We start from the raw sequence: 14,810 nt of genomic DNA, 5'->3' as shown, positions 1-14,810 counted from the left end.
GGGCAACCCTCCTATGGCTCAGGGAGTTGAAGCCGCAGCTCGCCTTGCTCTTAGAATTCAAAGATCGCCATGAAACTATCCACACCGCGCATCGGCAGCGTCACGCTGTCGGTCGTCGTATCGGCCTACCTTCTCGCCGCGACGAACCAGACGTTCCTCGCGAAAGGGCTTCGCTACTTCGTCGGCCATGAGGCTCAGTTCGCCGCCCTCGTGGTGGCGATCTTTCTGCTGACGGTTGCGGCGCTGACGACCGTGTCGGTCAAGTACCTGATCAAGCCCGTCTTCATCCTTCTGATCGTCATCGCCGGTTCAGCGTCGTACTTCACCGACACGTTCGGCACGATCATCGACCGCGAGATGATCCAGAGCGCTGTCGTCACCACGAGCGGCGAGGCGCGCAACCTCTTCACGCCCAATCTCTTCGTGCATCTGGCCCTGTACGTCGTGCTGCCCAGCCTGTTGATCTTCTGGGTGCGGATCGTCCACCGGGCCTTTCCGGCGAAGTTCATGTTCAACATGGCGGTCATCTTGCCTTGCCTGATCGGGGCGGTCACGATCGTCGGATTGAACTACGCGTCGTTCTCCTCGACCTTCCGCGAGCGCGGCGATCTCATGGACACCTTCAATCCCGGCGCGCCGATCGCCGGAGCCGTCAAATATGTCGAGAGCCTGACCAAGGAGCGCAACATCGTTGCAGCGCCCCTGGGCACCGACGCCCAGCAAGGCTCGCGCTTTGCCTCGAAGGGCCTGCGCTCGCTGACCGTGGTTGTCGTCGGAGAGACGGCGCGGGCCATGAACTTCAGCCTGAACGGCTACGGTCGTGACACCAACCCCGAGCTCGCCAAGCGCAATGTCGTAAGCTTCACGCAGACGTCGAGCTGCGGGACCGCGACCGCCATCTCGCTTCCCTGCATGTTCTCCGTCTACCCGCGCGTCGACTATTCGACGGCGAAGGGGCTGGCCTCAGAGAACCTCGTCGACGTTCTCAGGCATGCCGGCCTCGCCGTCGACTGGTTCGACAACAATACGGGTAGCAAGCATGTCGCCGACAGGGTCGCGTACGAGTTCCTGCCGGACGCGAACGATCCCCGGTTCTGCGAGGGCGGCGAGTGCAAGGACGAAATTCTGATCGAGCGCCTGAAGCTGTTCCTGAAGCAGCGGCCGAAGACAGGAAACGCCGTCGTCGTGCTGCATCAACTCGGCAGCCACGGCCCCGCCTATTTCAAGCGCTACCCTCCGGCGTTCGCAGGCTTCAGCCCGGCCTGCGAGACCGCCCAGTTCGCCGATTGCCAGCAGGAGGAGATCGTCGCGGCCTACGACAACACGATCCTCTACACCGACCATATCCTGTCCGAGGTCATCGACCTGTTGAAGGCCGAGGACCAGGAGACGGCAACCGCCATGGTCTACATGTCCGATCACGGCGAGTCGCTGGGCGAGAACGGGCTCTATCTGCACGGGACGCCGTATTTCCTGGCGCCGGAGACCCAGACGCATATTCCGTTCGTCACCTGGCTTTCGGACGCCTACCAGAGCGCCAGCGATGTCGATATGGATTGCCTGCGCGGCGAACGAGACCGTCCCGTCTCGCACGATAACCTCTTCCACACGATCCTCGGCCTCACCGACGTGTCGACCGGTGTTTACGATCCGGCGCTCGATGCATTCGGCGCCTGCCGGCGGGTGAAGGAGAAGGCTCCGGACGGACGGCCCGCGGGAAACCCGTCGTGACGGACGATGCGCCGAAGTTCCAGACGAAACCGGGAAAGGCGCTCGGGCTCCGCCATACGGTCGCTTCCGCCGGCTACTCCTTCTTAGGGTTCAAACGCCTGCTCGGCGAAACGGCGTTCCGGCAGGAACTCATCGCCCTCGTCGTCCTGCTGGTGCTGTTCGCCGGACGGGGCGTTGCCATCGGGAGCTACGCGACGCAGGTCACCCTGGCGCTCGTCCTCTTTGCGGTCGAGGCGCTGAACACCGCGATAGAGGTTCTCGTCGACCGGATATCACCGGACTATGCCGAGTTTGCCGGGCACGCGAAGGACCTCGGCTCCTTCGCCGTCTTCTGCCTTCTCGCGGCGAACCTCGTTCATGCGGTGGCGGTGCTGTGGACGGCTTGACCTCGAGAGGTCACCAGAGGCGCATCCGGTTGATCAGGCCGTCACGCTTGACGAAGTGATGCCGCAGTGCCCCTGCGACATGAAGTCCCGTCAGCGCGAGCAGTACCCAGGCCAAGGTCCCGTGCAATTCGAAGAGCCAATCGCTCCGGTCCTCGTTCATCGAGATGACGTCCGGAAGCGTCAGCCCGAAAGCCTTGATCGTGTCGCCGGACATCGCCGAGGCGACCCAGCCGAGGACAGGCATGGCGAGAAGGCAGGCGTAGAGCGCGCCTTGCACGCCGGAAGCCAGCCAATGTTCCCAGCGCGGCGAGCCGTGCGGCATGGGGTCGAGGCGATGGGTCGCACGCCATGCCAGGCGGGCGACGACGACGAGGAACAGCAGGATCCCGAAGGAGCGGTGGAAGTCGATGAGGCTGACCCGCAGATCGCTCGGCCGCAGCCAGTCGAACGTCCAGGCCAGCCCGAACATGACGACGAGCAGCGCCACCGTCGCCCAGTGCAAGCCGCGGAGGGTCCGCGGCAAGGGTTTCACGTGTTCGATCGCCGACGAATGTTTCTCCGACATTACCAACATGTATAGTAGCCGCCGCCCTGCCGACACGATTGTCCGATGACTTCATTCGTAGCGAAAGCCTGCCCGCCTCGCTAGCAATAATACAAGTACGTATTCCCTACTACTCTTCATCACTAAGGAAAAACATGGCCATGAACCGCATCGCCCTCTACGCCGCGCTGGGCGTCTTCCTTTCCTCCGTGCCCGTCCTCGCCGCCGAGACCGTGTCGGTTCAGCTGATCGGCGAGCGGGGCGGCCAGATGTCGATCAAGCTCGACAAGAGCGAGGTCCCTGCCGGCGAAGTGACCTTCAAGGTCGTCAACGCCGCGGCGAAGACGCCGCACGAGATGGTCGTCATCAAGCTCGACAAGGCCGGACAGAAGCTCGAGATCGACCCGGCCAAGAACCGGATCGACGAGGACAAGCTGATGAGCATGGGCGAGGTCGGCGACCTCAAGGCTGGCAAGACCGACACGCTCACCGTCAAACTGGCGCCCGGCGCGTACGAGTTGATCTGCAACCTGAAAGGCCACGCCGCCGCCGGCATGGTCGTGCCCTTTACCGTCAAGGGCTGAGCCTGAGGCCTTTGAACGGCTGAGGAGAGGGCGTGCCCGCCAAGGGAGGCTGCCCCCTTCTAGCCCTCGGCAGAATAGGGCTTGGGCTTCCGCCACAGCCATTGCTGAAATTTCAGAGCAACGCGCGTTCCCGGCACGAAGATGTCTTTGTGCCGGCCTGCCGCCGAGGCCGGCCAAGCCGCCTGTGCTCGCGCCGTTGGCAAGGTCGCCCAACCGCTTTTTCACCCAATGGCGCCGTCAAAGTCGGACTGCGATCATGCTCTGGCGTCGCCGTGAGCACGCGGGACGGCGTCCATGGTCCGAGGGAGATGTCGAACCAGGGCGTCGATCGCCAGCCGGGTTCGGAAAGGAAGATGTGGCGTCTCCGGCCAGACCGCATGGACGTCGACGACAAGCGGCGGGACATCGGCGAGCACCTCGGCGATCTGGCCAGCATCCACCCGGTCGTTCACGAGCCAGCGCGGCAGCCAACCGATCCCATGTCCATCGGCAACGGCGTCCGAGATCGACTCGAGATCGTCAAAGCGCATCCGCCCTGCCGGCTGCATCTCGATCGGCGCCTGGCCGTGCCGCGGGAACAGCCAGGTCCTCAATTGACCTTTTGCCGCATAGGCAATCAGCGCGTGCCGCGCCAAGTCGCCGATCGATCGCGGCGTGCCGTTCTCAGCAAGGTACCGGGGCGCGGCGCAGAGAATCATCGTCTGCGAGGCCAGGCGGCGGGTCATCAGCCCTGCGCCATCCTGAGGGGTGCCGCTGCGGATCGCTAAGTCATACCCGTCCTCGACGAGATCGACGGTCCGATCGCTGAAATTCAGTTCCAGTTCCAGGAGCGGGTGTTTCTCCGCGAGGCGCGTGAGGATCGGCGCGACGCATCTGCGGCCGAACAGCACGGGCAGAGAAGCGCGCAACCTCCCCGTCGCGACGCTTTTTCCCGATGCGAGCGCCTCCCGTCCTGCCGTGAGTTCCGCCAGGGCCCGCAAGCAGTGCTCGTAAAAGAACTGCCCATCCTCCGAAAGGGACATGCTGCGGGTGGTGCGGTGAAATAGCCGAACCTCCAGCCGCTTTTCCAGGCGGCCGATCGACTTTCCGACCGCCGACCGCGACAAATGAAGGCGCTCGGCCGCCGCGGAAAAGCCGCCGGCCTCCACGGCTGTCACAAAAACGGAAATTCCCACCAGATCATCGGCCATCCCTGATTGTAGCGCATCCGTCGCCGCGATGGCGATTGATCGTCGCCACTGCCGATCTGCATTCTCCGTATGGTTCCCGCACAACGGAAAAGGGTTCTCAGTATGAAAGCATTTCAGATCGGATCGCGGAACGGCATCGAAGCCCTGACCGCGACGACGCGCGCGGAGCCGGTTGCCGGCCGCGGCGAAGTTGTCGTGGCGCCACGCCTTGTCGGCATGATCAGCCGGGACCTGCAATTGCTGCGCGGCACCTATGGCGGCGACCAGCCTGCCGAGCGAATTCCGATGTCGGAAGGTGTCGGGACGGTCGTGTCGGTCGGCGACGGTGTCACCGAGGTGAAGGCAGGCGACCGCGTCGTTTGCGGTCATTTCTCCAGCTGGCTCGACGGGGGGTTTCGTCAGGACGTCTTCGCCGAGGACATCGGCGTCACGCGGGATGGATGGCTGGCGGAAAAGGTCGTGCTGCCCGCGCCAGCGTTGATCCGAGTGCCGGATGGCATTGCCGACGAGAACGTCGCCGGCCTCGCCTCCGCGGCCCTCACCGCCTGGAACGCCTTGACCGAGATGTGCCACGTGAAGCCGGGGGATCTCGTCCTGTGCCTCGGGACCGGCAGCGTTTCACTGGCCGCGATGAAGATCGCCAAGGCGCATGGGGCTCGTGTCGCGATCACCTCCTCGCAGGACGAGAAGCTCGACCTCGTCCGCACGCTGGGGGCCGACATCACCATCAACTACCGCACCAGCGCCGACTGGGCAGCGGAACTGATGGCAGAGACAGGCGGTGCTGGCGCTGACATTATCATCGAGACCGGTGGGGTCGACACGCTCGGTCAATCGATCGCCGCCTGCGCCGTCAACGGCCAGATCGTCGTGGTCGGCGTCTCCCCGGGCACGGGCCCCGCCATTCCCGACTATCTCGCCTTCATCGCCAAGAACCTGACGATCCGCGGCATTGCCAATGGCAGCCGTGCCATGTTCGTCGACCTCCTTCGCTTCATCGAAACCAAGGGTCTGGATACCGTCCCCGGAAAGACGTTTGCCTTCGACGACGCGCCCGAGGCTTACCGCTATTTCGCGGCGGCCGAGCATCTGGGGAAGGTGATGATCAAGTTCTGATCGCCACGGGCGGACACTCCGCGCGTGCTGCAATCTGCGTGGCGAAGATCCTATCGCCGCGAAGGGTCTATCCGTCGCGGCTCGCCCGGTTCTGGTGGTCTACACCCCGTCATCGGCGTGGTCGAAGGCGGGGTGCAGACAAGTGCGTCCGCTGCAGGCCGGAACGCTGCCGGCGATGCAGTTCTGCACCACGGCCGCCCGGTTCAGCCAACGCCGCAATCGGCATGATGCTTAGTGAGCAACCATAACACGGACGGCGCATTGAGAGGCCGGCCAGTCTGTGCGATTCCGCACGGATGTCGGCTTGGAACCCCTCCAGGATGCGCATATGACCACGGTTGCAGAAGCACTCCCGTCCGGACAGCCGGTTGCTCGATCGAGATCCCTGAAGGCTCTCGGCGCGGTCAACTTCTTCCTCGCCGACGTCCGAGACGGTCTCGGGCCCTTTCTCGGCATCTTCCTGATCGGGCAAGGCTGGAGCACGGCCACCATCGGTTATGTCATGACAATCGGCGGCATCGCCGGCATGCTGGCGACGACCCCGCTCGGCGCGCTGGCCGACGCGTCGAAGGCCAAGCGCTTCATGGTCGCCTTCTGCGCGGCGCTGGTGATTATCGCTTCGGTCGCCATCCTGTTCGTCCCGACCTTCGCCTTCGTCACCGCCTCGCAGATCGCGACGGGCATTGCGGGCGCCGCCATCGGCCCGGCCATTGCCGGTCTGACGCTCGGTCTCGTCGGGCAGAAGGGCCTAGCCCCGCAGCTCGGCCGCAACGAAGCCTGGAACCATGGCGGCAACGTCTTTGCCGCGGCCGGTGCCGGCTTCTTCGGCTATGAGTTCGGCCTCACCGCCGTCTTCATCCTGATGACGGTCATGGCGGCCGGCTCCATTGCCGCGGTCCTGATGATCAAGGCGGACGACATCGACCACGACGCCGCACGTGGCCTCGAGAAGTCGACCGGAGACGAGAAGGAGGCGCCGTCGGGCTTCAGCGTGCTGTGGAAGTCGACGCCGTTGCTGGTTCTTGCCGCGACCTTGATGCTCTTCCACTTCGGCAATGGCGCGATGCTGCCGCTGCTCGGCCAGCAGGTCGCGACACAGGCCGAAAGCGGCGACACCGCATCGGCGGTTGCGACGACGGCGTCTCCGCAAGCCTCGACGCCAGGCGCAACGCCGTCCGACGCAGACGCAACGGCGCCGTCGGTGACGATCGCCCCGGGACAGGCGACCGCTGGCCGGCCGGCCGCGGAGGCCACCACCCAGCACTCGACGCTGCACACGCTCCTGTCCGACCCGGTGTCGTATACGGCGGCGACCGTCATCATCGCCCAGTTGACGATGATCCCGATCGCGCTGCTCGCCGCGGGCTTCGCAGGCCGCCGCGGCTACTTCCTGCTTCTCGTCGCGGCCCTGGTCGCCATGCCGCTCCGGGGATTGATCGCCGGCCTATGGCCGAGCCCCTATGCCCTGATCCCCGTGCAGATGCTCGACGGCGTCGGGGCCGGATTGCTCGGCGTCGCAGTTCCCGGCCTCGTCGCGCGGATGTTGAAGGGAACCGGCCACATCAATGCGGGCCTTGGCGCGGTGATGACGGTCCAGGGTGTCGGCGCCTCGCTCAGCCCGGCCATTGCCGGCGTGATCGTCGCGCGCTACGGGTTCTCGGTCGCCTACCTCGCGCTCGCGGGCTTCGCACTCTGCGGCCTGGTGCTCTGGCTCGTCTGTGCCTCGAAAGTCGCGGCCGCCTGCAAGGGTGACTGACAAGCCGATCGCCGATATCCGTACAGATCCGATACTCATGGCCGGCTCCGCCCGGCAAGCCCGGCGGTCCCATGCCCATCAGCGTCAACCTTGCCACCTGGGGCATCAGCGCCCTCTCGGTCTTCGGCGTCATCTTCAGGCCTCTGAACAAGCCGGAATGGGTCTACGCACTTGCCGGGGCGGTGCTTCTCGTCGTTCTCGGCCTCCTGCCCTGGACCGAGGCGCTACATGGCATCGCCTCGGGCACGGACGTCTATCTGTTCCTGGCGGGCATGATGCTCTTGGCCGAAACGGCCCGTCGCGAAGGGCTCTTCGACTTTCTGGCAGCCTATGCCGCCCGCTCGGCCAAGGGATCGCCGCAACGGCTCTTCGGCCTCGTCTACCTGATCGGCACGCTCGTCACGGTGTTCCTGTCGAACGATGCGACCGCGGTCGTGCTGACGCCCGCCGTCATCGCGGTGGCCAAGGCGGCCAAGGTCACGACGCCCATTCCCTACCTCCTCGTCTGCGCCTTCGTCGCCAATGCCGCCTCCTTCGTGCTGCCGATCTCCAACCCGGCCAACCTCGTCGTCTTCGGGGCGAACATGCCGGCACTCGGCGACTGGCTGGCCCGCTTCGCGCTTCCCTCGGTCGCCGCGATCGGCGCGACGTTCTTCCTGCTGCGGTTGACGCAGCGTGCCAACCTCACGGGAACGACGAACACCGACATCGCCATTCCCACTCTGTCGACCGGGGGACGCATTGCGGCGATCGGCCTTGCAGCGGCCGCCGCCGTGCTGCTGGGCTCTTCTGCCTTGGGGCTGGAGCTCGGACTTCCGACGCTGATCGCCGGCCTCCTAACCGCGCTCGCCGTCATGATCGGCGAACGCACGAGCCCGCTTCCCCTGTTGAAGGAGATTTCCTGGGATACGCTGGTCCTCGTCGGGGGCCTCTTCGTGATCGTCCGCGCCTTGGAAGTCAGCGGAGTGCAGGCGATGCTCGTCGACCACCTCCAGGGTCCGCTGAACGCCGCCCCGGAAACCGGTGCGTTCCTTGCCGGCACGGCGCTCGCCTTCGGCACCAACCTCACCAACAACCTGCCGCTCGGCCTTCTCGCCGGCGCCTTCACGACCGCCGCGGATTTGCCGCAGAAGGTGATCGACGCGATCCTCGTCGGCATCGACATCGGCCCCAATCTCTCGGTCACCGGGTCGCTCGCGACGATCCTCTGGCTGACCGCGCTTCGCCGGGAGGGCCTGTCCTTCGGCGCGTGGAGCTTCCTGAAGATCGGCATCGTCGTCATGCCGCCCGCACTCCTCCTGGCGCTCGGCGCGGTTCTGTTCCAGCCCTGGAACTGAGGGGGGCGAGCCGACTGTCAGCTCGCCCGAAGGCCGCGGATACCCGAACGACCCGAGCGCGATCACCAGCGGGTTGACCCAAGCGGGCGGAGCCGGCGCCGTTCAGCCTACCACTTGCGGCCGTTGGCGTTTGGCCCGAGGCGTCCACCGGGAATGCCGTGGCTCGGCCAGGAGCGGACGGAATGCATGGAGTGCCCCAGCGCCGTGGCCGGACCGCGCTTTGGCCGCTCTCGCGGATTGCGCACGAGCACCTCGACCACGTCGGTATCGCTGGCGCCGTCCTCCGACACGGCCGTCACGGCGAGGACCCGCAGTCCGTCCACGACGTCGTCGAAGCGACAGTACCAGGTGCCATTCCCGTCCGGCATCAGCGGCCGCTCTCGCCCGCCGTCGAGCGTCGCCGTCACCTGCGTGCCCGCCCCCGCGCCAAAGATCTCCGCCCGGACCTCGAAGGAGCGGTCGGGAACCTGCGTCCGCGATTGCGTCCTGGTGACCAGCCGGATGTCGGACGGCGAGGTGATGAGCACGAAGGGCCAGCCCGACCCCAGCGTGCGAAAGCGCCAGGAGACGACGTCGCCGTCCAGTGCCGACACGGTGAAACCGGGCGGGCCCTCCTCGATCTCCCCGGTCGAGCGGGTCGCGCCGTAGACGACATGCCCGTCGTTCAGCACGTCGTTATAGTGGGTGTGCCCGGTCCCGACATAGGAGACGCCGCCTTCTGCGAGGGCCGCTGCGACCGCCTCGCCGCCTTCGTGCAGGTCCTCGGGGAAGGCATGCATGAAGACGATGGTCGGGGCATCGGTTTCCTCCGCCAGCCGTCGCCGCAACCAGGCCGACTGGGCCTGTCCCAGCCGAAAGTCCGGGCCGCCCGACCCGGCGCTGACGATGTCGAGGAGCAGGATGCGCGCGCCGCCGACCGTCTCCATGCGCGGCAGGGGCTGAGGAGCGAGGTATTGGCGGAAGTCGCCGAGATGCCCTGCCTCGAAGTCGTGGTCACCCGGCAGGACGAATAGCGGCGTCGCAAGCCCGGCGGCGACGTCCGCCACGCGCCTGAACTGCTCCGGTGTCGCGTGGTTGGCGTTGTCACCCGGCAGGACCGCGAAACCGATGCGCCCCGAGCAGCCTTCGTTCGCCTCGGCGACGAGGCGCTGGAACGTCGACAGGCTGTCCCAGCCATCGCCCTCGCAGGCATGCAAGTCGCCAAACTGCAACCAAGTGACCATCGAATGCCATCCCCAGCCTAATCGCTCGCTGAGCCGAACGAATGGCCGCTGGGTAATGGGTCGCCGCAGGGGGCGGTTCCATCGGCTGCCCGTGGCGATGCCGCCCGGATCCGGCGGTTGTCACGCCACGTGACGAGCGTCGCGCCTGCGAATGCCCCCCGCGGCACCGATCGGCTGAGAAAACGCGGTTTGGAAGGAACTTGTCGGCTTCTGATTAAGTGGTCCTTAGCTGGGCAACCATAGGGTGCCGCTGACTTCGGAATGGCGGATAAGCGTAATGAAAACATTCATCTTTCTTCTCACGATCATCGGCGCGACTTTGTCCGGCAGCGTTGCGATGGCCAGGGAGTGGTTGGTCGATCGCATCTCAGGCACCGCCTATGCCATCTCGCAGTCGAAGGAGCGGTTCGAGATCAAGCGGGAGATGAAGATCGCCGAGGGTCTGACGATCGCGACGGGACCAACTGGCCGCGTGCGTCTCGTCAGCGAGAACAATGTGATGACCCTGATGCCGAACAGCGTGGCGGCGGTCGTCCCGAAATCCTTCTTCAGCGCGAAGACGGAGGTCAGGCAGAAGGCCGGCAGCATCGAATTCGACATCGAGAAGCGGAAGCAGCCGCACTTCACCGTGCAGACGCCGTACATGGCGGCCGTCGTGAAGGGCACGAAGTTCACGGTCAGCGTCGCCAAGGCGAACACGAATATCGGGGTCACCCGCGGTCTGGTTCAGGTCAGCGATCTGCGGACGGGTCAGACGGCCGCCGTCGGCGCCGGGCAGAATGCCAGCGTTGCCACCGCGAAGGGCGGCCTGAGGACCGGCGGCGTGAACGCGCCGGCAGTGGCGAAGGGCACGCCTTCCTCGCCGTCCGTGGCGCCGGCGGGACTGACCATGAAGGAATTCAGTGCCGAAGCGCGGGTCGGCGACGACACTGCTTCGACTGCCGGTCCCGGCACTGCCGCTGCGGGCTCCACGACGTCTTCCGCCGCGGCCGACAACCAGGGCTCGCAGACGTCGTCCACGCGTTCGGGCGACGACAGCAGAAACGGTGGCAGCAGCGACCGCGGGGGCAGCGACAACGGCGATCGAAGCGGCAATGGCAATTCCGCCGGCAAGGGGAACGCCGGCGGACCCGGCGCCGGCGTCGGTGTTGGCGGCGGTGATGATGGCAAGGGCGGCCCGGGAACCCCTGGCGGTGGCAAGGGCCCAGGCAGCGGCAACCCACCGGGCGTCGGTGACGATGGCAAGGGCGGCAAGGGCAAGCCTGGCGGCGGCAAGGGCAACGGGAACGGCAACGCACCGGGCGGCGGCGTCGGTGACGACGGCAAGGGCGGCAAGGGCGGCATGGGCAAGCCTGGCGCTGACAAGGGCAAGGAAAACGGCAACGGACCTGGCGGCGGCGCCGGTGACGACGGAAGGGGCGGCAAGGGCAACCCTGGCGGCGGCATGGGCCAAGAGAACGGCAGCGGACCGGGCGTCGGCGTCGGTGACGACGGAAAGGATGGCAAGGAGAACCCTGGCGGTGGCAAGGCCAAAGGGGACGGCAACGAACCCGGCAACAGCGACAAGGCTGACGGGAACGGTGGCAAAGGCAACGCCGGCGGCAATGGAAATGCTGGCGGCAACGGCAACGCTGGCGGCAACGGCAATGCCGGCGACAATGGAAACGCTGGCGGCAACGGCAACGCCGGCGGGAACGGCAACGCCGGCGGGAACGGAAACGCTGGCGGCAACGGCAATGCCGGCGGGAACGGCAATGCTGGCGGCAACGGCAACGCCGGCGGCAATGGAAACGCCAACGGTAACGGCAACGCCGGCGGCAACGGCAATGCCGGCGGGAACGGAAACGCCGGCGACAACGGAAACGCTGTTGGTAATGGCAACGCCGGCGGCAACGGAAACGCCGGCGGGAACGCCAACGGAAACGCCGGCGGCAAGGGCAACCCCGGCGGCAAGGGCAAGTCCTGACGGACAGGACCGCTCGAATGTCCAGCGATCAACTGACGTCTTCCAGCAGACCTCGGCCTGCGCTTTTTCGCGCGTTGCGGAAGATGGGGCTGTTCGGGCTGCTGGCGCTGGGCCTCGTCGCGGCACAGGCGGCCGGGCTCTTCGACGCCCTCGACAACCGCCTGTCGGAACTGCGCTTCGCGGCGCATAGCCGGTCGCCCAGCGGCAGCATCGTCCTCGTCGATATCGATGCGAGGAGCCTGTCCGACGTCGGGGTCTGGCCGTGGCCGAGACACCTCTACGGCGAGCTGCTCGCATCGGCCGCAACGGCGAAGGCTGCGCGCGTCGCCTTCGACATCGATTTTTCCTCGTCCTCGACGGCGACGGAAGATCAGGCTTTCGCTGACGCGCTCGCCACTGCCGGGATCGAAACCTACCTTGCCGCCTTCGCGCAGCCCGAGACGGCGGGCGCCGCGACGCTGCACGCAGCCATGCCGATCGAGCCGCTGCTCCAGGCGTCGTGGCCCGTCGGCGTCGACGTCGGCATCGACCCTGACGGACGTTTGCGCCGCGTGCCGTTTGCGACAGACATCGCGGGAGAAACCCTGTCCTCGCTGGCGTCGGTCCTCGCCGGTCGCGAGAACCAGACCGGCACTTTCGGCATCGACTACAGCATCGACGCCTCGCAGGTTCCACGCATTTCGTTTGTCGATCTTCTCCATCGCCGCGTGGCGCCGGAAGCCCTCGCCGGCAAGACGCTGATCGTCGGCGCCAGCGCCGCGGAGTTGCGCGACCTGTTCACCGTGCCCGTCTTCGGGACGGTTTCGGGATCGCTCGTTCACGCGCTGGCGGCCGAAACGCTGATCCAGAGGCGGGAGATCACCGAGAAGCCCCTGCCCATGGCGGCCCTCGCGATCATCGGGATCCTCGCCCTTGCCGGCCTCGCACGGGTTCCGGCAAGGCGCGCCGTCATCGTCCTGACCGCGGCGATGGTGTCGCTGGAATGCGGCGCCTTCATCCTCCAGCAATACGGGAGCGTGTCGCTGCAGACGGCGAGCCTTCACGGCCTCGGCCTTGGCCTGATGATCCTCACGCTCCTGCGTGAGTTCAACCTCGGACGGCTCCGGGTCTGGCTTGCCCGGCTGCACGCCTCGAATTCAGAGGGCATGCTCGAGCATGTCGTCGACGAAAGCTTCGACGGCATCGTCATCGTCGATGGCGATGGCCGGATCGCGCGGAGCAATGCCGAGGCGGCGACGCTCCTCTGCAGTCCGGTCCCGATCGCACTCTTCGAGCACCTGCCGCTTGCGCTGAGCGAGGCCCTTGGCGAAGCCGCCCGGATCGGATCGACGAGGGCGGCCCATGCCGACCGGACGTTGCGATATCTGACGCTCGATACCGGGGAGGACGAGCGCGTGATCGAATATTCGATCGCGCCCTTCTGGATGAGGGGGGTGATCGCGCACGAGGATGCCGCCGCGGAAGACGTCCTGCATCTTTGCCTGACGCTTCGCGACGTCACCGACCGCGAGCGCGCGCAGCAGCGGCTGCGGCACCAGGCGCTGCACGACATGCTGACGGGCCTCGCCAATCGCCGCGCCCTCGAAGGCGCGATCTCGGACCTCGGCAGCGTCGAACGACCCGACGGCGTCGCGCTGATGGCGTTCGATCTCGATCGGTTCAAGGCCGTCAACGATGCCCTCGGGCACGGGACCGGCGATGCGGTGCTGGTCGAGACGGCACGGCGTGCCCGCCGCGTGGCCGGGCCGGACGCCGTCGTCGCGCGGATCGGGGGAGACGAGTTCGCGATCCTGTTGCGGTGCGCCGACGTCGCGACAGCCGTCGAGGCCGCCCAGCGCCTGCTCGCCGCCATCCGCGAGCCCTACCACATCCGGGGCCACCGCATCTCCGTCGGCTCCAGCGTCGGCATCGGCTGGTGGCAGCATCATGCGGTGGATGGGACCGACATGATGCGCCAGGTCGACATCGCGCTCTGCCGTGCGAAGTCGCTGTTCGGCGAGCGGATCGCGGTCTTCGACCGCGGCATGGAGGTCGACCGCCTTGCCCGTCTCGCGCTTGAGCGCGATATCGAGAACGCCCTCGACAAGGGCGAGTTCGAGGTCGTCTATCAACCGCAAGTGCTGATCGAGAATGCCGAGATCATCGGCGCGGAAGCGCTCGTGCGCTGGCGCCATCCGGTGCGGGGTTACGTCTCGCCCGTCGCCTTCATCCCGGTCGCCGAGGAAATGGGCTACATCCACCGGCTCGGCGCCTTCGTCCTCGAAACGGCCTGCCTTGCTGCGACAAGCTGGCCGGACAGCGTGAAGGTGGCGGTCAACGTGTCGCCGCTTCAGTTCGAAGCGGGAGACCTCGTGGCGGCGGTGGAGCGTGCCTTGGCGCTGTCGGGCCTTCCGGCCAGACGCCTCGAACTGGAGATTACCGAGTCCGCCTTCGTCTCGGAGAGCACCGGCCTGCAGGAGGCCTTCGCTGCCCTGACGGCGCTCGGCATCAGCTTTGCGCTCGACGACTACGGCACCGGCTATTCGTCCCTCGGCTACCTCCGGCGCTTCCCGATCTCGAAGATCAAGATCGACCGGAGCTTCGTGACGGAAGCCCCGGAGAGCCCGCAATCGATCGCCGTCCTCAAATCCGTCATCACCCTCGGCGAAGGTCTGGATATCCGCGTCATCGCCGAGGGAATCGAGACGCTGGCGCAGGCCGAGGTGCTTCACGCCATCGGCTGCTGTGAAGCGCAAGGCTATCTGTACTCGAAGCCCGTCAGTCAGACGGCCTTCGAGGTTCTCGTCAACGGCCTGTCGAACCAGATGCCGATGCCAGCGGCAGCTCGACTGACAGGCTGAAGTCTTCAAATTTCAAACGCGCGACCGTTTCCAGATATTGCTCCCGTCTTCGGTTGGCGACGAAGGAAAAATCGCGGCGAATTCTTTCGAACGATTCATTTCGAATGAGTTCAGGCGTCCGGCGGCCATCGCCGGCA

Annotated in this window: 11 protein-coding genes; 8 read left to right on the top strand and 3 right to left on the bottom strand. The window is 66.2% G+C overall.

Annotated elements, in window-relative coordinates:
- The first annotated feature begins 69 nt into the window (after nt 1–69).
- Nucleotides 70–1,731 (top strand): phosphoethanolamine transferase, encoded by a 1,662-nt coding sequence (locus ACZL02_RS19345; protein ID WP_472940523.1) that lies wholly within the window; start codon nt 70–72, stop codon nt 1,729–1,731.
- Entirely contained in the window at nt 1,728–2,117 is a 390-nt protein-coding gene (locus ACZL02_RS19340) for a diacylglycerol kinase (protein ID WP_472940522.1), read from the top strand. The genes ACZL02_RS19345 and ACZL02_RS19340 overlap by 4 nt, the downstream gene beginning before the upstream one ends.
- 10 nt (nt 2,118–2,127) lie before the next feature.
- Here ACZL02_RS19340 and ACZL02_RS19335 read toward each other — a convergent pair whose 3' ends face one another.
- Nucleotides 2,128–2,640 (bottom strand): cytochrome b, encoded by a 513-nt coding sequence (locus ACZL02_RS19335; RefSeq protein WP_472940521.1) that lies wholly within the window; start codon nt 2,638–2,640, stop codon nt 2,128–2,130.
- A 182-nt stretch (nt 2,641–2,822) separates the two neighbouring features.
- On the opposite strand from ACZL02_RS19335, the gene ACZL02_RS19330 reads away from it, so the two are divergent.
- Nucleotides 2,823–3,245 carry a plastocyanin/azurin family copper-binding protein gene (locus tag ACZL02_RS19330; protein ID WP_472940520.1) on the top strand — a complete coding sequence of 141 codons (423 nt, stop codon included), beginning with the start codon at nt 2,823–2,825 and terminating at the stop codon, nt 3,243–3,245.
- Between the two features lie 254 nt (nt 3,246–3,499).
- On the opposite strand, the gene ACZL02_RS19325 is transcribed toward ACZL02_RS19330, so the two are convergent.
- Nucleotides 3,500–4,435 (bottom strand): LysR family transcriptional regulator, encoded by a 936-nt coding sequence (locus ACZL02_RS19325; RefSeq protein ID WP_472940519.1) that lies wholly within the window; start codon nt 4,433–4,435, stop codon nt 3,500–3,502.
- A 102-nt stretch (nt 4,436–4,537) separates the two neighbouring features.
- On the opposite strand from ACZL02_RS19325, the gene ACZL02_RS19320 reads away from it, so the two are divergent.
- From ACZL02_RS19320 to ACZL02_RS19310, 3 genes are all read left to right on the top strand, one after another.
- Entirely contained in the window at nt 4,538–5,551 is a 1,014-nt protein-coding gene (locus tag ACZL02_RS19320) for a zinc-dependent alcohol dehydrogenase family protein (RefSeq protein ID WP_472940518.1), read from the top strand.
- Nucleotides 5,552–5,879: 328 nt separating this feature from the next.
- Nucleotides 5,880–7,307 carry an MFS transporter gene (locus ACZL02_RS19315; RefSeq protein WP_472940517.1) on the top strand — a complete coding sequence of 476 codons (1,428 nt, stop codon included), beginning with the start codon at nt 5,880–5,882 and terminating at the stop codon, nt 7,305–7,307.
- 71 nt (nt 7,308–7,378) lie between these two features.
- Complete coding sequence (locus ACZL02_RS19310) at nt 7,379–8,644, top strand: arsenic transporter (protein WP_472940516.1); 1,266 nt, start codon at nt 7,379–7,381, stop codon at nt 8,642–8,644.
- A 107-nt stretch (nt 8,645–8,751) separates the two neighbouring features.
- Here ACZL02_RS19310 and ACZL02_RS19305 read toward each other — a convergent pair whose 3' ends face one another.
- Nucleotides 8,752–9,867, bottom strand: a complete 1,116-nt coding sequence (locus ACZL02_RS19305) for a metallophosphoesterase family protein (protein ID WP_472940515.1) — start codon at nt 9,865–9,867, stop codon at nt 8,752–8,754.
- Nucleotides 9,868–10,144: 277 nt separating this feature from the next.
- Here ACZL02_RS19305 and ACZL02_RS19300 point away from each other — a divergent pair, with 277 nt between their 5' ends.
- Together ACZL02_RS19300 and ACZL02_RS19295 are read left to right on the top strand one after the other, a co-directional pair.
- Nucleotides 10,145–11,833, top strand: coding sequence for a FecR domain-containing protein (locus ACZL02_RS19300; protein WP_472940514.1), 1,689 nt, complete (start codon nt 10,145–10,147; stop codon nt 11,831–11,833).
- Between the two features lie 17 nt (nt 11,834–11,850).
- Nucleotides 11,851–14,673, top strand: a complete 2,823-nt coding sequence (locus tag ACZL02_RS19295; RefSeq protein WP_496258566.1) for an EAL domain-containing protein — start codon at nt 11,851–11,853, stop codon at nt 14,671–14,673.
- Nucleotides 14,674–14,810: the final 137 nt, after the last annotated feature.

It is taken from the genome of Mesocryomonas fontinalis (assembly GCF_055730125.2).
Note: the sequence above shows the minus strand (reverse complement) of the source record. Positions and strands in the feature narration are given on the sequence as shown.

Bases quoted from the DNA above. Each gene is read 5' to 3' on its own strand.
- ACZL02_RS19295 (WP_496258566.1), top strand. From the start codon at position 11,851: ATGTCCAGCGATCAACTGACGTCTTCCAGCAGACCTCGGCCTGCGCTT.
- ACZL02_RS19325 (WP_472940519.1), bottom strand. From the start codon at position 4,435: ATGGCCGATGATCTGGTGGGAATTTCCGTTTTTGTGACAGCCGTGGAG.
- ACZL02_RS19310 (WP_472940516.1), top strand. From the start codon at position 7,379: ATGCCCATCAGCGTCAACCTTGCCACCTGGGGCATCAGCGCCCTCTCG.
- ACZL02_RS19320 (WP_472940518.1), top strand. From the start codon at position 4,538: ATGAAAGCATTTCAGATCGGATCGCGGAACGGCATCGAAGCCCTGACC.
- ACZL02_RS19345 (WP_472940523.1), top strand. From the start codon at position 70: ATGAAACTATCCACACCGCGCATCGGCAGCGTCACGCTGTCGGTCGTC.
- ACZL02_RS19330 (WP_472940520.1), top strand. From the start codon at position 2,823: ATGAACCGCATCGCCCTCTACGCCGCGCTGGGCGTCTTCCTTTCCTCC.
- ACZL02_RS19315 (WP_472940517.1), top strand. From the start codon at position 5,880: ATGACCACGGTTGCAGAAGCACTCCCGTCCGGACAGCCGGTTGCTCGA.
- ACZL02_RS19300 (WP_472940514.1), top strand. From the start codon at position 10,145: ATGAAAACATTCATCTTTCTTCTCACGATCATCGGCGCGACTTTGTCC.
- ACZL02_RS19305 (WP_472940515.1), bottom strand. From the start codon at position 9,867: ATGGTCACTTGGTTGCAGTTTGGCGACTTGCATGCCTGCGAGGGCGAT.